The organism is Bacteroides reticulotermitis JCM 10512 (assembly GCF_000517545.1).
Taxonomy (GTDB): Bacteria; Bacteroidota; Bacteroidia; order Bacteroidales; family Bacteroidaceae; genus Bacteroides; species Bacteroides reticulotermitis.
In genome coordinates this window covers 1-25,203 of the sequence record NZ_BAIV01000036.1, presented here as the reverse complement: position 1 = coordinate 25,203, position 25,203 = coordinate 1, and the positions used below count along the sequence as shown (strand labels likewise).

The 25,203-nt window shown below is 43.8% G+C and carries 20 protein-coding genes, 2 tRNA genes and 3 pseudogenes; 5 read left to right on the top strand and 20 right to left on the bottom strand.

Features of this window, described 5'->3' with window-relative positions; translation table 11 throughout:
* Positions 1–107: 107 nt before the first annotated feature.
* The 6 genes from JCM10512_RS18200 to dnaN are packed head-to-tail and all read right to left on the bottom strand — an operon-like array spanning position 108 to position 7,387.
* Positions 108–1,808, bottom strand: coding sequence for a tetratricopeptide repeat protein (locus tag JCM10512_RS18200; protein ID WP_044165147.1), 1,701 nt, complete (start codon positions 1,806–1,808; stop codon positions 108–110).
* A gap of 4 nt (positions 1,809–1,812) precedes the next feature.
* Positions 1,813–2,556 carry a 23S rRNA (guanosine(2251)-2'-O)-methyltransferase RlmB gene (rlmB, locus tag JCM10512_RS18195; RefSeq protein ID WP_044165146.1) on the bottom strand — a complete coding sequence of 248 codons (744 nt, stop codon included), beginning with the start codon at positions 2,554–2,556 and terminating at the stop codon, positions 1,813–1,815.
* Positions 2,557–2,576: 20 nt separating this feature from the next.
* Positions 2,577–4,235 (bottom strand): DNA repair protein RecN, encoded by a 1,659-nt coding sequence (gene recN / locus JCM10512_RS18190; protein ID WP_044165145.1) that lies wholly within the window; start codon positions 4,233–4,235, stop codon positions 2,577–2,579.
* A 26-nt stretch (positions 4,236–4,261) separates the two neighbouring features.
* Complete coding sequence (coaBC, locus tag JCM10512_RS18185; protein ID WP_044165144.1) at positions 4,262–5,473, bottom strand: bifunctional phosphopantothenoylcysteine decarboxylase/phosphopantothenate--cysteine ligase CoaBC; 1,212 nt, start codon at positions 5,471–5,473, stop codon at positions 4,262–4,264.
* A complete protein-coding gene (locus tag JCM10512_RS18180) occupies positions 5,473–6,252 on the bottom strand; it encodes a 3'-5' exonuclease (RefSeq protein WP_044165143.1) in 780 nt (259 codons plus the stop codon). Before JCM10512_RS18180 ends, coaBC begins: the two co-directional genes overlap by 1 nt.
* Before the next feature lie 10 nt (positions 6,253–6,262).
* The gene (gene dnaN / locus JCM10512_RS18175) at positions 6,263–7,387 is read right to left on the bottom strand and encodes a DNA polymerase III subunit beta (protein ID WP_044165142.1); all 1,125 of its coding nucleotides are present in this window, start codon (positions 7,385–7,387) and stop codon (positions 6,263–6,265) included.
* Between the two features lie 151 nt (positions 7,388–7,538).
* On the opposite strand from dnaN, the gene JCM10512_RS18170 reads away from it, so the two are divergent.
* Entirely contained in the window at positions 7,539–7,913 is a 375-nt protein-coding gene (locus JCM10512_RS18170; protein WP_044165180.1) for a DUF3127 domain-containing protein, read from the top strand.
* A 924-nt stretch (positions 7,914–8,837) separates the two neighbouring features.
* Here the strand turns inward: JCM10512_RS18170 and JCM10512_RS18165 are convergent.
* The 4 genes and pseudogenes from JCM10512_RS18165 to JCM10512_RS18150 all read right to left on the bottom strand — a co-directional run bounded on the left by JCM10512_RS18165 (position 8,838) and on the right by JCM10512_RS18150 (position 12,453).
* Positions 8,838–9,598: pseudogene (locus JCM10512_RS18165) on the bottom strand (MBL fold metallo-hydrolase).
* 3 nt (positions 9,599–9,601) lie between these two features.
* Positions 9,602–10,597 (bottom strand): UDP-N-acetylmuramate dehydrogenase, encoded by a 996-nt coding sequence (murB, locus tag JCM10512_RS18160; RefSeq protein ID WP_044165141.1) that lies wholly within the window; start codon positions 10,595–10,597, stop codon positions 9,602–9,604.
* Between the two features lie 54 nt (positions 10,598–10,651).
* Positions 10,652–11,500: a DUF4348 domain-containing protein gene (locus tag JCM10512_RS18155; RefSeq protein WP_044165139.1), complete on the bottom strand. Its 849-nt coding sequence runs from the start codon at positions 11,498–11,500 to the stop codon at positions 10,652–10,654.
* Positions 11,500–12,453 carry an NAD-dependent epimerase/dehydratase family protein gene (locus tag JCM10512_RS18150; protein WP_044165137.1) on the bottom strand — a complete coding sequence of 318 codons (954 nt, stop codon included), beginning with the start codon at positions 12,451–12,453 and terminating at the stop codon, positions 11,500–11,502. The genes JCM10512_RS18155 and JCM10512_RS18150 overlap by 1 nt, the downstream gene beginning before the upstream one ends.
* 137 nt (positions 12,454–12,590) lie before the next feature.
* On the opposite strand from JCM10512_RS18150, the gene kbl reads away from it, so the two are divergent.
* Positions 12,591–13,778 carry a glycine C-acetyltransferase gene (kbl, locus tag JCM10512_RS18145; RefSeq protein ID WP_044165136.1) on the top strand — a complete coding sequence of 396 codons (1,188 nt, stop codon included), beginning with the start codon at positions 12,591–12,593 and terminating at the stop codon, positions 13,776–13,778.
* A 70-nt stretch (positions 13,779–13,848) separates the two neighbouring features.
* Entirely contained in the window at positions 13,849–14,253 is a 405-nt protein-coding gene (locus JCM10512_RS18140; protein ID WP_044165135.1) for a DUF2721 domain-containing protein, read from the top strand.
* Positions 14,254–14,307: 54 nt separating this feature from the next.
* Here JCM10512_RS18140 and JCM10512_RS18135 read toward each other — a convergent pair whose 3' ends face one another.
* The 9 genes and pseudogenes from JCM10512_RS18135 to purU form a co-directional block, all read right to left on the bottom strand.
* Positions 14,308–14,787, bottom strand: coding sequence for a ferritin (locus JCM10512_RS18135; RefSeq protein ID WP_044165134.1), 480 nt, complete (start codon positions 14,785–14,787; stop codon positions 14,308–14,310).
* A 120-nt stretch (positions 14,788–14,907) separates the two neighbouring features.
* A pseudogene (gene lysA / locus JCM10512_RS18130) lies at positions 14,908–16,067 on the bottom strand (diaminopimelate decarboxylase).
* A gap of 80 nt (positions 16,068–16,147) precedes the next feature.
* A complete protein-coding gene (locus tag JCM10512_RS18125) occupies positions 16,148–17,467 on the bottom strand; it encodes an aspartate kinase (protein WP_044165132.1) in 1,320 nt (439 codons plus the stop codon).
* A gap of 14 nt (positions 17,468–17,481) precedes the next feature.
* Positions 17,482–18,206 (bottom strand): annotated as a pseudogene (locus tag JCM10512_RS18120) (cell division ATP-binding protein FtsE).
* Entirely contained in the window at positions 18,191–18,802 is a 612-nt protein-coding gene (gene hisIE / locus JCM10512_RS18115) for a bifunctional phosphoribosyl-AMP cyclohydrolase/phosphoribosyl-ATP diphosphatase HisIE (protein WP_044165131.1), read from the bottom strand. The pseudogene JCM10512_RS18120 and the gene hisIE overlap by 16 nt, the downstream one beginning before the upstream one ends.
* Before the next feature lie 193 nt (positions 18,803–18,995).
* Positions 18,996–19,748: an imidazole glycerol phosphate synthase subunit HisF gene (gene hisF / locus JCM10512_RS18110; protein WP_044165130.1), complete on the bottom strand. Its 753-nt coding sequence runs from the start codon at positions 19,746–19,748 to the stop codon at positions 18,996–18,998.
* Between the two features lie 34 nt (positions 19,749–19,782).
* Complete coding sequence (gene hisA / locus JCM10512_RS18105; protein WP_044165128.1) at positions 19,783–20,502, bottom strand: 1-(5-phosphoribosyl)-5-[(5-phosphoribosylamino)methylideneamino]imidazole-4-carboxamide isomerase; 720 nt, start codon at positions 20,500–20,502, stop codon at positions 19,783–19,785.
* Positions 20,503–20,521: 19 nt separating this feature from the next.
* Positions 20,522–21,112 (bottom strand): imidazole glycerol phosphate synthase subunit HisH, encoded by a 591-nt coding sequence (gene hisH, locus JCM10512_RS18100; protein WP_044165127.1) that lies wholly within the window; start codon positions 21,110–21,112, stop codon positions 20,522–20,524.
* Positions 21,112–21,969 (bottom strand): formyltetrahydrofolate deformylase, encoded by an 858-nt coding sequence (gene purU, locus JCM10512_RS18095; protein WP_044165126.1) that lies wholly within the window; start codon positions 21,967–21,969, stop codon positions 21,112–21,114. Before purU ends, hisH begins: the two co-directional genes overlap by 1 nt.
* A gap of 470 nt (positions 21,970–22,439) precedes the next feature.
* Here purU and JCM10512_RS18090 point away from each other — a divergent pair.
* A tRNA-Asp gene (locus JCM10512_RS18090) sits at positions 22,440–22,513 on the top strand.
* A gap of 54 nt (positions 22,514–22,567) precedes the next feature.
* Positions 22,568–22,641 (top strand) — tRNA-Asp (locus JCM10512_RS18085).
* A gap of 77 nt (positions 22,642–22,718) precedes the next feature.
* Here the strand turns inward: JCM10512_RS18085 and JCM10512_RS18080 are convergent.
* Positions 22,719–24,749: a hypothetical protein gene (locus JCM10512_RS18080; protein WP_148298465.1), complete on the bottom strand. Its 2,031-nt coding sequence runs from the start codon at positions 24,747–24,749 to the stop codon at positions 22,719–22,721.
* Positions 24,750–25,203 lie beyond the last annotated feature (454 nt).

The following is a 25,203-nucleotide window of genomic DNA, read 5'->3' as shown; positions in this document are numbered from 1 at the left end:
GAAAAGTACTAAGAGAGAGAGAGTTTATGAAGTCCCCAAACGAAAGCCCCTGCCAACTGTTGAAGTTAGCAGGGGTTTAATTTAATAGATAAACCTATCGTATGTGGTTACTTACAGTACTTTTTAATCAATTCAGCCACGTTAGGATCTCCAAGCTCTTGTGCTTTCGCAAAGCTGGCACATGCTTCATCCGTCTTTTTCATCTGAATCTGGCAAAGACCCAGTAAACGATATGCTTCCGCATATTTTGGTTCCGTCTTTATCACACCGTTCAAAACATTCACCGCTTCTTCATACCGGCCTATACGCAAGTTTATAACAGCCTGCTCAGCTTGGTAGGTCAAATCGGTCGGATTCATTTCAATCGCTTTAGCTATATCGTCCAAAGCCCGTTGATATTGACGCGCTTTCAAGGCTGCTTGCTCTCTGTAATAATAGAACAGATCATTCACGTTACCATTTACCGCCGTAAAGTAAGCGTCATAATCAAGCATTGCATTACGGGGTTGATCAGCATTTGTATTGGCCTGCGCACGTTCCAGTAAATAAGGAGCGAAGTCGGCCGTAATAGGTTGTGGACAACGAGCTATACAACTATCCATCAAAACTAATATCTCTTTAGGATCGGCCTTTAGCACCTCTTTTGTTTTAGCTGCATTGAAATACGTTGCCGGGGAAGCCAAATTACTTGCATTCACTTGTTCATAACAAGCCAATGCGCCTGCATAGTCCTGCTTAGCAAATAGTATATCGCCTTCCAATTGGATATAAACCGGCAAAGGATCTAAGACTTTGGCATCATGAATATTCTTCAACGCAGTGTCGTAGGTCCAATCTTTATAGGTTTTCTCCGGTTTAGAGAGTTGATAAGCGTACATCAACTTAGCTATATTGTAGTAAACATCATCTTTTTTCTTGGCAACTTTCAACGCCTGATTCCAATCGGCAACAGCTTTATCAAACGTGGATTCGTCTTGTGTTGTCACAAAGTAATTGGCACGACGCAGATAGCCTTCGGTACTATTTGGATAGTGGGTGATGAAATCTTCAAGCAATTTCAGGTATTCATCTCCAGTCATTTGTGAAGATGCCATGAACAAATAAACTAATGCCTGCTCTTCCGTATCAGGCAGCCCTTTCTTTATACCAATGCTACGCAGGGCAACATCACCTAATGAAAGTGCGTTAATCTTTTGTGCCATCGCAAAGTCTGCTCCGGCTGCATAACAGGTTGATACCGTATCTGCTCCCGACGACTTCTGCGCAATGCCAAATACTTGTCCCTCAGCATTCACGACCGGACAGCTAACCATCTTATCTTTCATAGGCATGCCTAATGTGTAATAATGGTACTCACCGCCTACTTTCGAAACATCCTTTACCTTACCGGGCACACAAGCAATACTCTTCTGTGTAGAATAAGGCAACATCCACGCATCTGCTCCTCCAACAGGTGCAGTTGCTGCTACCACCAAGGCAACAACCTTTTTTTCTGTTATGCCGACCCGAAACTTAACAACATCGTACATGTCGTTAGCTCCTAAAATTGTATTTACCGGCATTTCCTTTCCATCCGAAGTGACAATCACTGCACGTTTTGCACCTTTAAACAAGGTATAATCGGACAAAGCCAAACCATCTTCGGACACAAAAAAGCCATTTCCGGTATTCAGCATTTTATCTTCTTTATCATAGGTCACAACAGAGAAGACGGCACGTTTAGCCTTCTCTACCCATTTGGGAGTCTGCGCCATGCCATTTTGCATGAAAAGAAAAAGCGCAAAAGGTAAAATCAATTTCTTCATCATAATATCAGTCGTTGTTTCTTTGTTTCACAGCTTCATAAATCAAGATACCGGCAGCCACAGATACGTTTAACGATTCGATACTACCAAGCATTGGAATCTTCACCCATTCATCGCAAAGAGCCAAGTTGTCATAAGACACGCCTGTATCCTCCGCTCCCATAATGATACACAATGGCCCTGTATAATCCGCTTCGGTATAATTATAATCTCCCTTTTCGGTTGCCGCAACAATACGGAATCCGCTATTTTTGAGATATTGCAACGTAGTACGCAAGTTCTGTTCCCTACAAACAGGAAGGGTGTGCAAAGCTCCTGCGGAAGTTTTCATCGCATCGGCATTCACCGAAACACTCCCACGAGCCGGAATAAGAATGGCGTCAACCGCTCCGCATTCGCAAGTACGGGCTATGGCACCAAAGTTTCGCACATCGGTTATTCCATCCAACATGACAAAAAGAGGATTCCGCCCTTGTTCAAAAAGAAATGGAACGAGATCTTCTGCCTTCTGATAGGTCACGGATGAGATAAAAGCAATAACTCCTTGATGATTCTTTCGGGTAACGCGATTAATACGTTCTACCGGAACGCGCTGTACAGGTATCAAGGTACCTTTCAAAGCTGCGAACAACTCTTTGGAGAGGTCACTCTGAATATCTTTCTTAACCAAGATTTTGTCTATTTCCTTACCTGCCTGTATTGCTTCTATAACGGCACGAACACCGAAAATCATTTCACTTTTATCATCCATTGTTTATGTCTTAATTGGGGTTATAACTTTAATAATGCTTTGGCATTGCTCAACGCAGCTTCCGTCAAGGTAGCTCCGCTCAACATATGAGCCACTTCTTCGATGCGTTCCTGATCAGTAAGCCGTCGAATATGACTATTCGTCTCGGTATCACTGTCTATCTTATACACCATATAATGCGCATGTCCACGGGCAGCGATTTGAGGTAAGTGCGTAATGCTGATCACCTGTCTGTCTTGCTCGCCCATTTCTTGCATAATATCTGCCATACGGTCGGCTATTTCTCCGGAAACGCCGGTATCAATCTCATCAAATACAATTGTCGGAAGCTTCACTGCACCGGCGATCATTGCCTTTATGGAAAGCATCACGCGAGCTATTTCACCTCCCGAGGCAACAGAAGCTATGCTTTGTAAAGCACCGTTCTTATTGGCCGAAAAGAGGAAGCTAACCGTATCTTCACCGTGTGTACCCGGTTCTTTCTTCAAACCCATTTCTACCTGAAAACGAACATTCGGCATCCCTAACGGAATCAGACGAGCCGCTAATTGCTTCTCTACCTCGCCGGCAGTCCGCACACGAGCTTGTGTGAGCACTTCCGCCTGCTGCTTCACTTTCTTATAAAGTGTTTCTTTCAGTGTAGTAAGTTCTGCGATACGTTCATCATAGGAAGTTATGGCCGACAGCTTTCCACGATACTCTTCAGTTAGAGCCAGCAGCTCCGCCAATGTTTGTACCCGGTGTTTTTGTTGCAGCGAATAGATCAGGTTCAAGCGATCATTCGCTTCTTCCAAGCGGGTAGGATTGAACTCAATGGATTCTCCTTGCAACGCCACTTCATGCAATATATCTTTCAGTTCGATATAGATGCTATCCATGCGCGCGGCCAACTCTCTGGCAGGCTGATAAATCTTCTGTAAATTATTGAGGGTGTTTAGACTGTCTTTAAAAGAGGGCAAGATTCCACCTTCGTCGGCAGACAGTGCTTGTTCGACGTGATAAAAGCCTGCTCTGATTTCTTCAGCGTGAGTCAGTGTTTCGGTTTCAAGTTCCAACTCATCTTGTTCGCCTTCCGTAAGGGCTGCTTCTTCGAGTTGTTCCAACTGGAAACGGATATAGTCTTCGTCGGCTCTGCTTTGTTCTGAGAGTTCAATCAGCTCCGCTAATTGCTTATCTATTTGCTTCCACTCCGCATACAATGAATGGTAAGTATCCAAAGCCGCGTCATTATGAGCCAGGATATCCAAAACGTTCAACTGAAAACCTTCTTTATTGAGCAGAAGGTTTTGGTGTTGCGAATGTACGTCAACCAATTGCTCGCCCAATTCTTTCATCTGTGTCAATGAGGCCGGCGTATCGTTAATAAAAGCCCGACTCTTGCCGGAAGCTTGCACTTCCCTGCGAAGAATGCATTCGGGTTCATACTCCAGTTCATTATTCTCGAAGAACTCTTCCATCCCGTAAGCGGAAATGTCAAAGCGGGCTTCAATAATACATTTTGCGGCTCCGCGACGAATTGCTTTCATATCAGCGCGTTGCCCAAGCAGCAGGCCGATAGCTCCCAGGATAATAGATTTTCCGGCTCCCGTCTCTCCTGTAATAACAGAAAAACCTGTATCAAAGCTGATATCCAGTTTCTCTATCAATGCATAATTCTGAATGTATAATGAGCGTAACACGTTGAAGCTTTTTTTAGATTAAAAACTCAGGAAGCATCGTTCGACAGCACAGCAACTAAGTGCGTAACAATATCTTGTGCCACTTCTTGCTTGGACTTCAACGGATAGTCTACGCGTCCCTGTCGATCAATTATACTAATTTTATTTGTATTGTGACGGAAACCGGCTCCACTGTCTTTCAGTGAGTTGAGGACTATGAAATCTAGTTTTTTACGTTCCAGTTTTCCTTCAGCATTTTGCTGTTCATCATTCGTTTCAAGTGCAAAGCCAACCAGTTTCTGAGCAGGTTGTTTCAGCTGTCCCAGCGTAGCGGCTATATCTTCTGTGGAACGAAGATGCAGCACATATTCATCTTCTTTTTCACGTTTGATCTTTTGATCGGCTACACTTTCGGGACGGAAATCAGCTACGGCTGCACAAAGGATGGCCGCATCTGCCTGAACAAAGTCACGACAAGCCGCTTCATACATTTCGTGAGCGGTCTCTACATCCACTCGCCGAATACGGGAATGGTGTGTGTCTAACTGCACAGGTCCGGCAATTAATGTAACTTCCGCACCACGTCGCGCACATTCTTCGGCAAGCGCAAACCCCATTTTACCGGATGAGTAGTTGCCGATAAAGCGCACCGGATCGATCTTCTCATACGTAGGACCAGCTGTGATTACGATCTTTCGTCCTTTCAACTCATCGGTAGCGGAGAAAAACTCATCGAGCACACGGATTATATGCTCCGGTTCTTCCATTCGCCCTTTTCCAACCAGATGACTAGCCAGTTCTCCCGTTCCCGGTTCAATGATATGATTCCCGTAGGAACGAAGAGTCTCTATATTTTTTTGTGTAGAAGGATGGGCAAACATATCCAAGTCCATAGCCGGTGCAACAAAGACCGGTGCTTTGGCAGATAGATAAGTTGTGATTAGCATATTATCCGCTATCCCATTAGCCATTTTCCCGATTGTAGATGCCGAAGCAGGTGCTATCACCATGGCATCCGCCCATAATCCGAGGTCTACATGGCTATTCCATGTGCCATCGCGTTGAGCAAAGAAATCGCTGATAACCGGTTTACTGGTTAAAGCCGAAAGTGTGATCGGAGTAATAAACTCCTTACCTGCGGGAGTGATGACAACTTGTACTTCCGCGCCTTGCTTAATCAATCCACGGATAATGTAACATGCTTTATAGGCAGCAATGCTCCCTGTTATTCCCAGAATAATTTTCTTTCCCTGCAGCATTATTTTGTAATCAAATTGCTCATTTCACGCAAGCGTATTCTTGTTAAAACCGCTTTTGTGTTCAACGTGAAATCACTATTGAGAATCCAGCTGTAGTATCCCGGATCTTTCTTCATAATTTCAGCTACCGACATCCCTTTATATTTTCCAAAGTTGAAGATCTCTACCCCATTTTCGTCGTATACCATACGACCGGCAAAGTCTACATTCTTGTTATAGCTGGAATATTCCGCCAGAAAAGCAACATCATTCTGAAGTTCCGGATAACGATCAAGTTGTGCTTTCAACACTTCATAGGTAGCCCGAGTATCTGCTTCGGCCGTATGCGCATCTTCCAAGCTCTGGTCGCAATAAAACTTATAGGCGGCAGAAAGGGTACGCTGTTCCATTTTATGGAAAATAACCTGCACATCAACAAACTTGCGCTTAGTCATATCGATATCCACACCAACACGAAGGAACTCTTCAGCTAGAACCGGTATATCAAAGCGGTTGGAGTTAAAGCCTGCCAGATCACATCCTTCAATGTCGCGAGCTATATTTTTAGCTACCTCTTTGAAAGTCGAGCAATCTACAACATCCGGATCGTAAATACCATGTATAGCGGACGATTCTTCCGGGATATGCATTTCGGGATTGATACGCATCGTCTTCGTCTCTTCATTCCCATTCGGATAAATTTTCAAATAACAGATCTCAACAATGCGATCTGTATTTATATTGGTGCCTGTTGTTTCTAAATCAAAGAAAACAATAGGGTTCTTAAGATTCAATTTCATATTTCCTTAATTAATCATTCAGCATCATCGGCATCAACAACATCAATAAATCCTCATCTTCCGCTTGCTCTACAGGAACTACTACTCCGGCACGTGACGGATCAGCCAGTTCAATGACAACTTCTTCCGCTGAAATATTATTCAGTATATCGATCAGGAATGTAGACTTAAAGCCAATGCTCATCGGAGTACCGGCATATTGGCAGATTTGAGTTTCCTCTGCGGATGTAGAGAAATCGATGTCCTGTGCCGAAATAACAATCTGATTTTCCTGCATGCGAAGTTTGATTAAACTGCTAGCTTGTGAGGAAAATATAGATACACGGCGTAAAGCACCGATCAACTGCATACGATCTACAATAACCTTGTGTGGGTTGTTCTGCGGAATAACCGAATTATAGTTGGGGTAACGTCCTTCAATCAAACGACATACCATGCGATAGCTTGCAAGTACGAAAACGGCATTTCTCTCATCAAACTCGATTGAAACACTGCCTTGTTCTTTAGGTAAAAGGTTTTTAAGCAATGTAGCCGGCTTCTTCGGCAAAATAAACGCAGCGCGTTCATTTCCTTTGGCAGCCAATGTTTTGCAACGAACAAGTTTATGTCCATCGGAAGCCACCATGGTGATATCTTCTGTAGTTATATCAAAATAAATACCGTTCATTACCGGTCGCAGTTCATCATCTGCTGTAGCAAAGATCGCACGGTTGATTCCTCCCAAAAGGATTTCCGCATCCATCTCCACTCGGACAGAGTTGTCACCCGGTGTAACGGATTGGGGAAATTCATCCGCATTTTGAGCCATGAGGCTATATTTTCCGTTTTGATATTGAACGCCAACTTCATAAGTTTCAACATTTACATCGAACGTCAAAGGTTGTTCCGGAATTTCTTTCAGCGCATCAAGTAAAGTCTTGGCAACAATTGCAAAGCGTCCATTCGCATCACTTTCATTTACTTCCAACGTGGTGACCATGGTTGTTTCACTGTCCGAAACAGTTACCGACAGAGTTCCATCCTCCAATTCGAAGAGAAAACAATCGAGAATTGGCAGCGTATTCTTAGAGTTAATCACGCGGCTGACAGCCTGTAGATGGCTAAAAAGAGCAGTGCTTGAAACGATAAATTTCATATATTTCGAGTATTTAAGTTTTGAATGAACTAATGCACAAAGTTACGAAAAAAGATTGTGGCAACCCAACAAAACAAAAGAAAAAACAGTTGGAGTGTGGGGGATATTCCCAAAAAATTGTAACTTCGCAGCAGAATTTAAAATTATCGCAATGGAATTTACAGGAAAAATTATCGCTATCCTTCCTCCTAGAGGTGGAGTTTCAAAGACTAGCGGCAACGAGTGGAAATCACAAGAGTTCGTAATTGAAAATCACGATCAATATCCACGCAAAATGTGTTTTGATGTATTTGGTGTAGACAAAATCGAACAATTCAATATTCAAATGGGTGAAGAACTTACGGTTTCGTTCGACATTGATGCACGCCAATGGCAGGATCGCTGGTTTAATAGTATTCGTGCTTGGAAGGTAGAACGTGCCGGTGTTGATAGCAGCATGAGTACAGGTTCTCCGGTTCCTCCTCCAGCTCCCAGCGCTACTCCGGATTTCAATGTGGGAGACGTGAAAGACGACCTTCCGTTTTGATTCTAAATTGACATTGCCGTAGTTTTTCCTAATAAATACGGAAGAACAAAACCAACTATAAAAAAGGTTGCCGAACTCTTTACTTAAAAGTTTGGCAACCTTTTTTGTCTTTGAAACCCATGCACGAAACACACTCCTCGCATTAACAAACTACAAGCTACACATTTGCGCAATCACATCGGGAAGATTATCACGAGACATTTTCACCATCGCCTCCACACGGTCTCTACACAAGTTTCATTTCTTGCTTTCAGCTTTCAGTTTACCCAACAAACGACTGAATAACAAGAGAATACGACTAAAAGCAAGGGCTGAAACCAGACTCCCGGCTTTCAGTTCTTGCCTTCAGCCCAAAAACGCTATAAACCAACCAATTACCTTCAAAACTGAAAGCTGAATGGAAAAAGCAAAAACTTTATTTTCAAGCCGATTTTACCCCAAATTCTCTTTCCAGTTCAATTCTTCAGCTGTTTCATTTAAAGATTATCGGTCGTAAATCCGAGAAGACAGCGTAGTAGAATTCAGTCGTAAAAAGAAGAAAGCCTTGCGTGCCCAACTGAAATCGAGCGAAGGATTCTACAAAATAAGTTGCGGTTGAATAAAAGATATCGGGGGCTTTTTATTCAGCGACCGTACGTAAAACCAAAAGCCGTAAAGCAACTTAGTACGAAGCATATAATAGTGACCATGAAAAACGTATGATAACAAAAATCGTATAAACTGAAACCAAGTAAAGTCACACAAGTGAAATTTCTTGATGCTAGCCCCGGGCATTTTCTCATTTGCCCTTGGCTTTCACATGCGATGCCCCGGGCAAATAAAAAAATGCCCGGGGCAAAGGAATGCCACGAGCGCACGAATAGGGCCGGGTAATCCTCCCCTCTTCATTGGTTGGAATAATAAACGCCTGGATGAGAATGAGGACTAGGGCCAGCTTATTTCTAAACCGTCATAGGTCAAGTGCACATTAGGCGGAAGCATCTCTTCGACTTCCTGATGCAATCCTATGTCATGGCTCATGTGTACGAAGTAAGTCTCTTTAGCCTGTATACGCTTCGCCACCTCCAAAGCTTCTTGTAGATTTTGATGCGTAGAATGAGGAGCTATCCGAAGCGCGTTGACCAGCAAAACTTCCACACCCTTCAATTGCTCGTACGATTCCTCAGGCATGGTAAGCATATCCGTAATATAGGCCATACGACCAACCCGATAGCCCACAATGGGAAGCTTCCCATGCATCACTCGTACCGGAAGAACTTCAGTCTGATTAATTTTAAAAGACTTCCCGGGCATTATCTCTTCCAAAGGGATATTCGGAACTCCCGGTAGGTATGATCTACAAAACAGTACGGCATACGGGAACATAATCCGCGAGCCACGTAAGCTTCGGCGTAAATCGGTATTTCACCAAAGCGGCAGAAAGGACGTAAATCATCCAAACCGCCTACATGATCGTAATGCTCGTGTGTGACAAGTACCCCGTCGATGCGCTTAAAAGGAAGCGCAAGCGTTTGTGCTCTAAAATCGGGACCACAATCAAACAGTATCCGAGCATCATCGGTCTCTACAAGAGCAGAGGTTCGCAGGCGGCTATCTCTAGGGTCGGCAGAAGTGCAAACCGGACAATAGCATCCTACCTGTGGCACTCCGGTAGAGGTTCCGCTTCCTAATATCCGTATCTTCATAAATTAAATAAAGTTTACCTCCGGATTAATTTCAATCCCAAACTTATCACGTACAGATGCCCGAACGGCATCCGACAAAGCTATAATATCGCTACCTTTGGCACCTCCGCAGTTCACCAGTACCAAAGCTTGTTTATCATGCACCGCAGCAGGTCCCAAGGATTTTCCTTTCCAGCCACACTGATCGATGAGCCAACCCGCCGGGATCTTAACACGTCCGTCACTTAGTTCGTAAAATGGCATCAGTGGATATTCCCCTTTCAAGGCCTCAAATTGCGTATATGGAACAATCGGATTCATAAAGAAACTACCTGCGTTACCCATCACCTTCGGATCGGGCAGCTTGCTTTCGCGAATGTCGATAATCACTTTACGCACAGTAGCCAATGACAAGGCCGGGTATTTCTCCAACTCTTGCCGAATGGTACCGTAATCCAAAGTATAATGCGCTTGTTTGCGCAGCTTATAATGCACATACGTAATGAAAACCGTCTTATTATCCGATTGCTTGAAAATACTAGTCCGGTAAGCGTAGGCACACTCGGAAACCGGATAGATGCGCTCTTGCCCCTGCCAGTCGATTGTTTCGACTTCGGTTATCAAATCTTTGACTTCAACGCCATACGCGCCAATGTTTTGCACGGCACTTGCGCCTACTTCACCCGGAATCAGTGATAGGTTCTCTACTCCATACCAGTTCCGATCAACGCAGTAGGCAACAAAGTCGTCCCAGTTGACACCGGCGCCAACCCGAACAGTTACAAATTCGTCTGTTTCTTCAACTACGTCAATACCCCTGATGCGGGAATGAAGAATCAAGCCTTCATAATCGCGGGTAAACAGGAGATTACTCCCCTCGCCTATATGTAAAAAAGGAACGGTAAAAGCGTTCTGCGCAATCAACTTTTTCAGTTCATCTACCGAAGTATATTCAATGAAGTTTTTTGCATAGACATCAATACCGAATGTATTATGAGATAATAGCGAATACTTCTCCATGAATCAGTTATCTATTTTTCTTAATTCGAACTATGAATATAGCTCGGAATGTCGTTAAATACTAGTGTCCTCAAACTTATAAAGTTCCCATTCGCCACCCTTGCGATGAAAGTAAAGGATATTGGAAAAACCGTTACCAATGCCTTTCAGCGCTAATATTTTGGTAGATGATTGGTCACTATTCTGTTGCCCATAATTTATATTCGAAAGACGATCAGCCGGCAATACCGGTTTAAAGGCAAACCATTGATTGAGATCAAGTGTAGTCTCGAGAATCGAAAAGTCATCGTCAGGATCCGTAGTCACAAACATCAAAGGGGCTTGCACACGACGGCTCTGGAACAAACTGTCTGAAGCGAAACGGCTGAAGAACTCTACAAAGTTCTCATTATCGTTATGCTCAATAGGCCGCAGATTGACAGCCTCCAGGATCCACGCACCTTTTAAACGTTCAAAATAGTACTTCTTAATCATCCGAGTCCGCATGTATATCCATTCAACTTGCACGGAGGTTAATGAAGTATCACCTACTAAGTCCATATCCTCTTCACGATCAAAGAGTAATGTATAGTAGTTTTGCTTGGTAAAAAGGTTATCATGTTTCCAAAAACGCTTTTCTATATTTTTCTTCTCATCGCCATTATAATAGGGCAATGGGAATTTGACGCGCTGAAGCTGTAACTCTTTATCAGACGCAAAACTATAAATAAAATCATCAAAAGACTCGTCAGCCTCTATCGGTTTAAGTTCCTCTGGTTGTTTCTCTCCAGGGACAGAGTCGGTCTTGTGCCGAATAGAGTCTACTTCCTTGGTTATATCAGCAAAAGGATCAATCTTGGTTGTCTTATTTCCACAAGAACAAAGAAGTCCAAGTAGCATAACCCCCACAATTTGTTTTTTCATTATCTCAATCTCTCACTTAACTTTTCGAGCATATCTACAGTCATACTTTCTAAATCGTAAACCGGATTCCACCCCCACTCTTCACGAGCACAAGAGTCATCCAAACTATCAGGCCAGCTATCTGCAATGCGCTGTTTCAATGGGTCGACATCATAGGTCATTTCAAAATTAGGCACATGCTTCTTAATAGCCTGATAAATCATTTCCGGGTCAAAACTCATTGACGCAATATTGAAAGCATTGCGATGTATCAATTTAGCCGGATCAGCCTCCATTAGCATAATCGCCGCATTCAATGCATCGGGCATGTACATCATATCCATCAAGGTTCCTTTTTGGATCGGACAAACAAACTTCTCTCCCTTCACCGCCGAATAATAGATATCAACGGCATAGTCGGTCGTTCCACCTCCCGGAGGAGTTACATTCGAGATGATTCCCGGAAAGCGCACCGCACGAGTATCGACTCCATATTTATTATAGTAATAATCACTAAGTAGTTCGGTAGTGACCTTAGTCACACCATACATTGTGCGAGGACGTTGAATCGTGTCCTGAGGCGTTTTAACATGAGGGGTACTTTCGCCGAATGATCCGATCGAACTCGGTGTAAAAACAGAACAATGGTATTCGCGGGCAACCTCGAGTACATTCCACAAGCCATCGACTCCGATCTTCCAAGCCAATTCCGGTTTGGACTCAGCGACGACAGAAAGTAGGGCAGCCAGGTTGTAGATTGTATCGATATGATACTCTTTCACAACTGCCTCGATCATTTTCCGGTTCGTCACATCAACCACCGCTGATGGTCCGGATTCTCGCAATTCACCCTTAGGTTCTGCACCCGGAATATAACCTGCTATAACATTCCTGTTTCCGTAGCGTTTGCGCAATTCCATTGTGAGCTCCGAACCGATTTGGCCGGTTGCTCCAATCACCAAAACATGTTCCATTTTCTTCTTGTCCAAAGATATATTAAGCTAATTGGTGTGCAAAGTAAGCACTTTTTTTTTCAGATTAAGTCCAAAAACTTATTGTTTATTCCAATAAAAATAGTGTCCTTTGTATCATAACTAATAATTCAAACACTATGTACGGTAAAATGCAAGGACATCTCAGTCAGATATTGGCTGAAATTAAAGAAGCCGGACTCTACAAAGAGGAACGACTTATCGAGAGTGCACAACAAGCATCCATTCAGGTTAAAGGAAAAGAAGTACTGAATTTTTGCGCCAACAATTACCTGGGACTTTCCAATCACCCCCGCTTAGTCAAAGCCGCTCAGCAGATAATGGAACGGAGAGGATTCGGTGTGTCGTCCGTACGCTTCATCTGCGGTACCCAAGATATACATAAAGAATTGGAAGCGGCTATTTCCGATTACTTTCAGACAGAAGATACCATCTTGTATGCTGCCTGCTTTGATGCTAATGGCGGCGTATTTGAGCCTTTGTTCACCGAAGAAGATGCGATCATTTCCGATTCATTGAACCATGCTTCGATCATCGATGGAGTACGTCTTTGCAAAGCCAAACGCTATCGCTACGCAAATGCGGATATGAACGAATTGGAGAAATGCCTGCAAGAGGCACAAGCACAACGCTTCCGTATCGTAGTAACCGATGGTGTGTTCTCGATGGATGGTAACGTGCCCCCCATTGACAAGATATGCGACTTAGCAGAAAAGTATAACGCCCTCGTCATGATTGACGAATCGCACTCTGCCGGCGTGGTTGGCCCTACCGGACATGGAGTAAGTGAACTATACAATACGTACGGACGCATTGATATTTATACCGGTACGCTCGGTAAGGCCTTTGGTGGGGCTATGGGCGGGTTTACTACCGGACGCAAAGAGATTATCGATCTGCTCCGTCAACGTAGCCGTCCGTATTTATTCTCGAATTCGGTTGCCCCAGCGGTTGTCGGAGCCAGCATTGAAGTATTCAAAATGCTTAAAGAAAGTAACGCGCTACACGATAAACTTGTAGAGAATGTCAATCACTTCCGGGAGAAAATGACCGCAGCAGGCTTTGATATCAAGCCGACTCAAAGTGCGATTTGTGCTGTGATGCTCTATGATGCGAAGTTGTCGCAGGATTATGCGGCACGCATGCAGGAAGAGGGCATTTATGTCACAGGTTTCTACTACCCGGTAGTTCCCAAAGATCAGGCTCGTATCCGCGTGCAAATCTCTGCCGGACATGAGAAGGATCAACTCGACAAATGTATCTCTGCCTTCATCAAAGTGGGTAAGGAACTCGGTGTCATAAAATAAACATTTACACTTCTTCCATTGTTATAGACCGTAAATATCAGGCTATAACAATGGAAGTATTTTAATCAATATGGAAGAACTTACCCTCACTACCCCGGCCCTTCTTTTCTCGGCTATTTCGCTAATCTTACTCGCATACACCAATCGCTTTTTATCCTATGCGCAGCTAGTACGTCAATTGCGGGATCGCTATGTAGAAAACCCGTCGGATATCACTGTTCAGCAAATAGAGAATCTACGCAAGCGCTTGAACCTAACGCGCACCATGCAAGGTTTGGGAATAGCCAGCCTTTTTTTCTGTGTGGTAAGTATGTTCCTTATATATATCGGGCTACAGCTATTATCAATTTACGCATTCGGTCTGGCGCTTTTGCTATTAATCGGTTCTTTAGGAGTCTCATTCAGAGAGATACAAATATCTACCCGTTCGCTCGAGATTTACTTGGGCACGATGGAAGGAAAACATAAGAAATAAAAAAAGCTGTCTAGAGAAATCTCCAGACAGCTTTTTTGTTTCTTTATACGGTAATTAACGTTGTCCTAGTTGTGAATCAACAAAGAAGATACCGGCATCACCAGCTTTCTTAATCTTATCTACAATACCCTGAGCAGTAGCTTCTTCTTCTACTTGTTCGCGAACAAATCCCCACAAGAAGTCTTGTGTAGCTTTATCCTTCTCAGCAGCAGCCACATCAACCAATTTATCAATCAGTTTAGATACGTGACATTCATGCTCATAGATATGTTCGAACACTTCCAGAGGAGTTCCCCATCCGTTCGGAACTACATCAATCTTATCAACTTTAGCTGTTCCGCCACGTTTGATGATATAGTCAGCCATTTCATAAGCGTGTTCTAATTCTTCCTGAGATTGTTTTTTTACCCAATGAGCAAATCCGGTAAAGCCTTCTTTTTCAAAATAAAAAGCCATTGCCAAGTATAGGTTAGAAGACCACATTTCAGCCGTAATCTGTTCATTGATTGCATTTTGTAATTTTTCTGAGATCATAATCGTATTTATTTATAAGTTGTTAATGTAATATTTAGCAAATGGATTATACTGTGATAACAAGCACTCGAGCGATATTGTTCTAGCAAACTTATCTTTTTAAACAAAAAATACAATTAGCTAGATAAGCTCATCCGAGACATAGCCTTTCGGTAGCTCCCGGCAGTTGTAGCCCGACGCCATAATTTCGCCGTAAGCCCCGGCAGATCGAAGAGCGATCAGGTCGCCACGCTTCACTTGATTCAAATCGACCGCTTTACCGAACACATCGGACGACTCGCAAATAGGGCCTACCACATCATAGGTCGCATTAGGTTCTTCGGAAGTCAGGTTCTCCATTTTATGATACGCCTGATACAAGGCCGGACGAATCAAATCGGTCATACCGGCATCCAGAATAGCGAACTGTTTGTTAACCCCTTTCTTTACATACAGAACCTTGGAGATCAGAGAGCCGCATTGTCCGACAATGGAACGTCCCAACTCAAAGTGCAGCGTCTGATACGGACGTAGTTTCAGATGATCACTGTACGTACGGAAGTACTCTTTGAAGTTCGGGATCGGTTGCCTGTTAGGGTGTTGATAGTCAATTCCCAGACCACCGCCAACGTTAATATGCTCAACTAAGATATGGCGTGCTTCTAGCGATTTTGCAATTCGTTAACCCGGTTACAAAGGGCCATGAAGTCTCCCATATCCAATATCTGCGAACCGATATGAAAATGCAGACCAACGAACTTCACATTCTTCAACTCCTGTGCTACGTCAATCACCGCTTCCATATCTTGCATGCTGATACCAAACTTATTCTCGGCAAGCCCGGTTGTTATATTGGCATGGGTATGCGCTCCGACATTCGGATTGATACGAAATACCACATTCGCTACTTTGCCGTGGGCGGACGCTAATTCATTGATAACTTCAAGCTCGGGAATCGATTCTACATTGAAACAGAAGATACCGTATTCCAAGCCCAGCTCGATTTCCCAGTCAGCCTTTCCTACGCCTGCAAAAACAATCTTTCCGGCCGGAATGCCTGCCTTAATAGCGGCACGTATCTCACCTCCACTCACACAGTCGGCTCCTAACCCACTTTCGCTGATTATCTTCAGGACTTTAGGGTTCACGTTAGCCTTCATGGCGTAATGCACATCAAAGCGTTCGTATCGGGCGACTTCGTTTTTTACGCAAGCTAATGTTTCACGTAATACGTTTGTGTCATAATAATAAAAAGGCGTACGTATTTCACGGAGTTTATCTATGGGAAATATTCCTTTCATAACTTAATAATCATATTTAGTTGGTAAAAAAAGTGCCTTTATCAATTGTTTGGTAAAAGCACTTTATAGGGTCGAAGAGATTATTTGTGGTTGAACAACATATCACTTAACGACTGCAAGGCAGCCTTCTTATCACCTTCCCGGATAAGGAAGGAGATGTTGTAGTTGCTCCCCCCGAACGAAATCATTCGCACCGGAAGGTTGCGCATAGCATCCAAGGCCTTCGCTTCGAATCCTACATTCTCCCACTCCAAGTCTCCTACTACACAGATGATACACATATCTTTATCCACGGTAACCGTACCATACTTCTTGAGATCGTCCAAGATTTCATTCAGATGTTTGGTGTTGTCGATAGTTACCGATACTCCGACTTCGGACGTACAGATCATATCAATGGAAGTCTGATAGCTTTCGAAAATTTCAAATACCTTACGCAGGAAACCATGTGCCAACAACATACGGCCGGATTTGATTTTAATCGCGGTAATATTGTCTTTAGCGGCTACAGCCTTAATCTTTCCCTTTTCCGTATCATTGGAGATCAATGTTCCGGGAGCTTTCGGGTCGAGTGTATTCAACAAGCGTACAGGAATATTCGCGTATTTAGCCGGTTGGATACAAGTAGGATGCAAGATCTTCGCGCCAAAGTAAGCCAACTCAGCTGCTTCTTCAAAGTGCAACTGACGAACCGGAGCTGTTTGATCAACAATGCGCGGATCGTTGTTGTGCATACCGTCGATATCTGTCCAAATCTGTATTTCAGCGGCTTTCACGACTGCACCGATCAACGAAGCCGAATAGTCGCTTCCGCCACGTTGCAGGTTATCGATCTCACCATACGCGTTGCGGCAGATGAAACCTTGGGTAATATAAATTTCAGCATCCGGATAAAGTTCCAACTGAGCCAACAGCTTCTCTTTAATATAAGCCGGATCGGGTTCTGCATTCTTATCAGTACGCATAAATTCTAAAGCCGGAAGCAATATGGACTTCACACCGCTTTCCTGCAGATAGAAGTTCACCAGAGCTGTGGAAATCAATTCACCCTGCGCCAAGACTACCTTCTCTTCAAACAACGTGAAAAGGTCTTTAGTATAGGAACGAATGTAGTCGAAGTGCGACTTAATGACTTCCAATCCTTTCTGTTTATACTCGGGGGTAGCGAATAGTTCGTCAATATGCTGTTTATACTTAGCTTCGAGCTTATTGATTATCTCGTTGGCACCCTCCGGATTCTTCTTATACAGATAGTCCGAAATCTCCACCAATGTGTTTGTTGTTCCCGACATTGCGGAAAGTACAACAATCTTCTGTTCACCATCAGCGATTAATTTGGCTACTTCTTTCATCCGCTGAGCAGATCCTACAGAAGTCCCTCCAAACTTTAAAACTTTCATCTTACGTTACTGTTTTAGTTATCTATATTCAATTCTATTTCTATCGATCGTAATCGTGGCAAGTATTCGTCGGTTACATCCTTGATGCAGTGATCTTCACAACGCAACACACGTCCCGGATACTCTTGCAGCAGTTGCATATTGTGAGTGGTCATTATCACAGAAGCGCCTGTGGCACAAATCCCACGCAACAATTCAACAATCGACTTTCCGGTTTCCACGTCCAAGTTACCAGTAGCTCATCGGCCAATACAATATCCGGAGAGTTCAAGACGGCACGGGCAATCACAATACGTTGCTGCTCACCGCCGGAGAGTTCGTTCGGAAGTTTATAGCCTTTATTCGACATTCCGACCAATTGAAGAACCTCATCTATGCGGTCTTTGATCTCTTGTCTGTTTTTCCATCCGGTAGCCCGAAGAACAAATTCCAGGTTGCTATACACCGTACGATCGGTCAGCAACTGGAAATCCTGGAATACAATTCCCAGTTTCCTACGCAATTGAGGAATATGCTTACGCTTTAAGGATCGTACGTTATAGCCTAATATTTCCGCTTCACCATCAGTTACATCCAGCTCGCCATAAAAGGTTTTGAGCAGACTTGTCTTCCCTGAACCGACTTTCCCGATCAGGTAAACGAACTCGCCTTTGTGTAATTCGAGATTGACTCCCTTCAACACACAGAGTTCCTGCTGATGAATTTCTACATCGCTATATCGGATTAATGCTTCTTCCATGTTTTACTATGCCTTTCCTGTAATTCGCGCGCCAAGTCTTCCAGGCGATAACCCTTTGAAGTAAGCAATACAATCATGTGGTAAAGCAAGTCGGCTCCTTCATATATAAGACGCTCATTGGTCCCATTGGTAGCCTCAATCACTGTTTCGACAGCTTCTTCGCCAACCTTCTGCGCTATTTTATTTATACCGGATTGAAATAAACTAGTCGTGTAAGAGCCTTCCGGCATCTCTTCGTGACGTTTACTGATAAAATCTTGCAATGATTTCAAGAACATAACCGGCTCGTCGTTCTTCTCACCCCAACAAGTATCCGTTCCCGTATGGCAAACCGGACCGACCGGTTCTACCTGAATTAACAGTGTATCATGGTCACAGTCACTTTTGATCGAAACTACCTGAAGGAAGTTGCCGCTTTCTTCACCCTTGGTCCATAACCGATTCTTGGTACGGCTGAAGAAGGTAACTTTTCCGGTTTTAACGGTTGTTTCATAAGCCTCTTTGTTCATGAAGCCTAACATTAAGACCTTACATGTCTCGTTGTCCTGGATAATAGCCGGAACGAGTCCGTCCATCTTATTGAAATCTATTTCCATTTTATCTATCTCTAAAATTCTTAATTCAAATGACGATTCTATCTGTTAGTTCGGTTTCAGATATGAGCGAGTGTTCATCTTCTTACAAAGGATTGTACACATCAGTTCAATCTAAAATCGTCTTTTTGATTGCCAACTCATCTTGCTGCAAATCGCTTGCAACAGGCTGGTGGCTAATGCTTGAAGCAGTAAATTACCTAACGGTAATTCCTTGGCGACAAAGATACGATTTTAATTCGGGTATTTTGATCTCTCCGAAGTGAAAAACGCTGGCAGCCAGAGCCGCATCTGCTTTTCCCAGTAAGAAAGCATCCCGAAAATGCTCTTCCTTTCCGGCTCCTCCGGATGCAATAATCGGAATCGACAAATGATCCGCCAATCGAGCAAGCGCTTCATTGGCATAACCGGTCTTTACCCCGTCGTGATCCATGCTGGTAAACAAGACTTCACCCACACCACGCTCCTGCGCTTCCTGCGCCCATGCGAGCAATTCTTTGTCCGTTTCAATCCGTCCACCATTCAGGTAGCACTTCCAACCATTTTCGGTCTGTTTGGCATCTACCGCCAAGACACAAACCTGAGAACCAAAATGCTTGGCTATATCATCAATCAGCTGCGGGTTACGAATAGCCGAAGAGTTAATGGATATCTTATCCGCTCCGGCATTCAACAACCGGTCGACGTCGCTCAATTCATTAATTCCGCCTCCCACAGTAAAGGGAATATTAATATTGGCTGCAATACGCTTTACCAAATCCGTAAACGTTTTACGTCCTTCATGACTGGCGGTGATATCCAGAAAGACTAATTCGTCGGCACCTTGTTCGCTATAAGCGCGCCCTAGTTCTACCGGATCACCTGCCTGGCGCAGGTTGACGAAGTTCGTTCCTTTGACCGTCTGCCCGTCCTTAATATCTAAACAAGGGATAATTCTTTTTGCTAACACAACTATATTACTTTATTATTAAACCATTCATCTATTATAGGAAGATTCGCAGATCTTTCAACGTAAACCGTCCTTCGTAGAGTGCCTTTCCGAAGATTACAGCCGGTAAGCCGGCCTCATCCAACGCCACAATATCATCGATGCTGCTAACACCTCCACTGGCAATCAGGTACATCTCCGGGAATTGGGCCAGTATTTCTTTATACAATTCGGTCGAAGGGCCTTCCAACATACCATCACAACTTATATCCGTGCAAATAACCTTTTGAATTCCTTGCTGAACGTAGTCTTCCAAAAAGGGGAAAAGCTCACAGATGCTTTCATCTTTCCAACCGTTGACGGCTATCTTATGATCTTTCACATCGGCACCCAGAATTATTTTATCACGGCCATAAAGTTCGATCCAATGACAAAACAGCGCCGGATCTTTCACGGCAATACTACCTCCCGTCACCATCTGTGCACCGCTTTCAAAAGCTATCTTTAAATCTTCATCGGTCTTCACACCACCCCCGAAATCAACGACTAAGGAAGTCTGCGAGGTGATTCGTTCCAGTATGCGGTAATTCACCACATGGTGAGAAGCCGCTCCATCCAGATCGACAACATGCAAACGACGGATGCCACTCGCTTCAAACTCTTTGGCAACCTCCACCGGGTTCTCGTTATACACTTTCTTACTGTCATAATCACCTTGAGAAAGTCGTACACACTTTCCATCAATAATATCAATGGCGGGAATTATTTCTATCATTTACACATCTTGTTTTTCATCATAAATCTAAAAAGTTCTTCAGTATCTTCTCACCTGTCTGGCCACTCTTCTCGGGATGAAACTGAGTCGCATAAAAATTTCCTTTATGCAAAGCGGCACTGAAAGGGTGAATATAGTCGGTCTCGGCTGTCGTAGATTCACAAAGCGGCACATAGTAACTATGCACGAAGTAGACAAATTCTTCTTTTGTAAACCCGTCGAACAGTTCACTGCTCAAGTTCCCAATCGTGTTCCAACCCATATGAGGCACCTTTTCGGTATGCCTTTGCGGAATGAATCGTTTCACATCCACATCGAAGATGTTGAAGCAATCTACATCACCCTCTTCGGAATGGCGGCACATCAACTGCATGCCCAGACAAATGCCCAACACCGGTTGACGCAAATCTTTGATTAGCCGGTCTAAGCCGGACTCACGAAGATGCTCCATGGTAGTATCAGCCGCACCGACTCCCGGAAAGATAACTTTATCGGCGGTTTGAAGTATTTCTTTATCAGCTGTAATAACTGCCTCAGCTCCCAACCGCTTCAAAGCGTAGTCGACCGAACGGATATTTCCAGCATTATATTTTACGACAGCTATTTTCATCAGCTAAATATAACGGTTTTATTTTTGTACGCCAAAACTTTTCTCTCAATATGCTTCTGTACAGCACGGGAAAGAACTATTTTCTCCAAATCTTTTCCTTTGTTGACCAGTTCATCCACCGAGTCTTTATGCGTAATACGAACAACATCCTGTTCGATAATCGGGCCCGCATCCAGTTCGGTCGTGACATAGTGGCTGGTTGCACCGATAATCTTCACACCTCTTTCAAATGCGGCATGATAAGGTTTGGCACCTACAAACGCCGGAAGGAAAGAGTGATGAATGTTGATTATCCGGTTGGGATACGCATTGATCATCTGCTCGGAAATGACTTGCATATAGCGTGCTAACACAATGCAGGTGATATTATGCTTCGCCAGAAGTTCCAATTCTTTGCGTTCCTGCTCCTCTTTGGTCTCTTTGGTAATCGGGAACAAATAGAAAGGAATGCCAAAGCGCTCGGCCACATGCTGCAAGTCGGGATGGTTACTTATAATAAGAGGTATCTCCACATTCCATTCGCCGGCTGTATAACGCGCCAATATATCAAAAAGACAATGCGACATTTTAGATACAAAGATAGCCATCCGAGGCTTTACATCTGAGAAATAAAGCCGAAAATCCATCTCATACTTCTGTGCGTAAAGGGTTCTGAAATAGTCTTCAATCTTTTCACGTGGCACAAGGAATTCTCTTAACTCCCACTCGATACGCATGAAAAAGATGTTCTCTACATGATCCACGTATTGATCCAAGTAGATAATATTACCTTTATTGACTGTGATAAAATCCGTCACCTCGGCTAGAATACCCGGTTTATCGGGACAGTGCAATAACAGTTTGGCTGTAGTCATCATTCTTGTTAGTATTTTACAATTCCGGGCAAATCTCTTTCACCCTCTATAAATTTAGTCCGCAAAAATAACGATTTATTGCAAAATTACGAATTATTAAAGCAGAAAGTTTCGGCGAAACCTTAAATTCCGACATCTAGAAAGCGATCGGCCCATACATAACGGAAGCTCGTAAACGTATCACCCAATCGAAGACACATAAGAAGACAATCCAAACACGCACGCAAACGAGTACCTTTTCGATCGTACGCCACATTTCTTTAGTCAAACTAGCCGCCGTTGACCTCGCAAAGGGATGAACCCGGATAAATAAGACAAACTTTTTTTCATTACAAATGACCTCAGAATGAGACACTAACCATTTCTACTCCATTTATCTTTAAAAAAACTTTCTCAAAACTCTTGCAAGTTTACAGAAAACAGCTATCTTTGCACCCGCAATCGAGAGAGATGCGGATTACAAATACTATTATGGTGCGTTAGTTCAGTTGGTTAGAATACCTGCCTGTCACGCAGGGGGTCACGAGTTCGAGTCTCGTACGCACCGCCTCTTATTTTAAAAGAGAACATCAAAATAGTAAATGAATCCACAAAAAACAATGGTGCGTTAGTTCAGTTGGTTAGAATACCTGCCTGTCACGCAGGGGGTCACGAGTTCGAGTCTCGTACGCACCGCAACAACTTATAAGCATAAAGCTCTGGAATCTTCAAATTTCAGAGCTTTTTTTATGTACACCCTCCTCGCTTGCGTGCTATTGCAAATCAATCGGTATCCTCAGAATACTAGGGTCCAGCAGCGCACCATCCATTCCGAAGTACGCGCCTATTTCTTGCCAACTCCCCTTACGGTCGATATTCCGTATGATCGTCGGAGCTTTTCCCGGTTTATACAGCATGACATCGTAGTAATAGAAATCATTCCTCGCATCAAAGGTCGTCTTATCCGCAAACTGTACGGAGAGATACTGCTTTGGGTCGAGTATGTCAACATCGATCCCGTTGTTCCTGAAATTAGGGATGGCATTCTGTATCAGGGTATAGTAGAATTTATCTTCTTCCTCCATGCCATAATGTTGCAACATGCGTAACTTCTGCTCATTGTCGTTGGTCATGAATAGAACCAAAGGTTCGTCCGTAGCGAAATGGGTTGCCAAATGATTCCGAGCCCCATCTACCAACCATTTTCCGGCGTGGTATGAGAGTTCGAAAATCATATCCTGATAACCCATATTGATAGTAACGATACTACGATCGGGAGCGATGCTGCGAACTCCGGTAACGACCACACGGTTATCGCGTATAGCGGTAAGCGCATCGGACTCTTGGGAATGCAGGAAAATATCATAATCAAAGTAGTCACTCCGCTCATCATCATCCTGATTTTTCTCGTAATAGTCGCGCGCTTCATTGAAATAATCAATCCAATACTGCTCATATTTCTCAGATACAAGGCCGCTCTGCCGCATCATTCCGACAATGTGGTCACGAGCCTTCATAGAGACCTCCAGATGCTTCCTCCCCTTATCATTCGGATAGAGTACCATATCAACCGCATAAAGCTTATCGTGATTCTTACCAAGCCACTTCAGGTAATCCTTAGCCGTAGCTGCCTCTTTCATGTCCTCGAACCAAGCATCATTCGATGCAGCGGAAAGCCACGTATGATGCGAACGATAAAACTGATACCCGATCTGGTCATCTCCCGAACGCTCTTCCGTTACCCGCGTATAGGGAGAAACGGAGTAGATGGATTTATGGTTGTACGCTCCGCGTGAACGCTCTTCGAAAACAAGTATGATGTTGCGTTCGAGGATCTCAACTTCCGTGGTAATCACCTCACCGGTAAGCGTATCGAGCCGCTCCGATGTCAAATCAAGAAGCGGTTCGTACAATTTGTATGCACTGGCCGTGCGCCGGAGTTGCTCTTGCCCATCCCATCGCAGGTTTATGCGACGCAGCAGGTAGCGGTCAGTGCCGGTGGCGGTTTTCGTCCGTTCCACAACCAGGTCGTGGTTTTTATAATAGGGCGGAAGTATGTGAAACGCAACTTCGGAGGTATCATTCTCATAATAACGCAGGCTGAAATGATTCCAAAGCTCGTCCAGGTTTACAAAGTCAGTTTTCCCGACATCTTTTGTAGAGAACACCGTAGGCAGCTTACCGTGTTTGCAGTAATCGGAATAGGAAAACTCCGGATCGGCTTCATCCTTATAAAAATCCCGGGGAAAATCCTGCAACACATGAGAGAGGCTCAGAGATTGGCGACTAAACTTGCCGGGATGGGATTCTATAACAGCAATATCCGTGTAGTACTCTCTCGTTTCCAACAGACTTAGGCGGAAAACCCGGTTCTCTTTTTTACCGTTCGCAAGATGCACAACCGGGCTTATTTCCCAAAGCGAAATCAGGGAATCACTTTCCTCTCCGTAGTAATATTTCGTTTCATCGGCTGCTATCTCATTGCGAATGATGAGATACGCTAAATCGGCCGCACGGGGCAAGAGATGGTAGGAGACCTTTTCTTGGGGACCGAACTCCATCACAGCCGAAGGCATTGCCGAAACAACATCTTCCGACGCCTGAGAGTAAGCCAAATTCTGAATATCCTGATTCACCACCTTCTTGTTCGTACGGAACAGTTCATACTTCAATGCCGGTAAATCCGCCGTAGAGATCGTAAAAGGCGTATCGTTTGATCCCGCCTTCCGCTGTTTTTGCCCACGCGTGCTACACGCTGCAACGGAAAGAAAAACAACCAACAACACGGTGAATTTTGAATACATAGTCATCACAACAATAATTTATAAATTAAACAATTGACTTTCCTACAAACCAAGCCATTCGCAAAAGCCATAAATACCTTAAAAACAAGAGAAACAGATTAGTCTAATTTGGAAAGCATCCCTTTTATTTCAACAGATACAAAGATAATAAATTTCACACAAAAAACATTGGAAAAAGGAACATATCACGAGAAGAAAAGCGTTAATTTTGCAGAACAAAATGACCTGAGACACATCCATTAATTGGGTTCGATTTTCCTCTGTTCGGCCACTTAATCCCCCCGCTACCCCATAAGCGAAAGCGAAAAGAGAGCTATTTATTCGCTGATGCAATGAGAACTCCAACCGCGTGGAAGCGTCAGGTACTTAATAATACGCGCGCATACGTGATCGCTCGCGCGTTACAAATTTAATTATTAAGAAGGGGGGGCGTTATTTAGGAGGGGGGTACCCC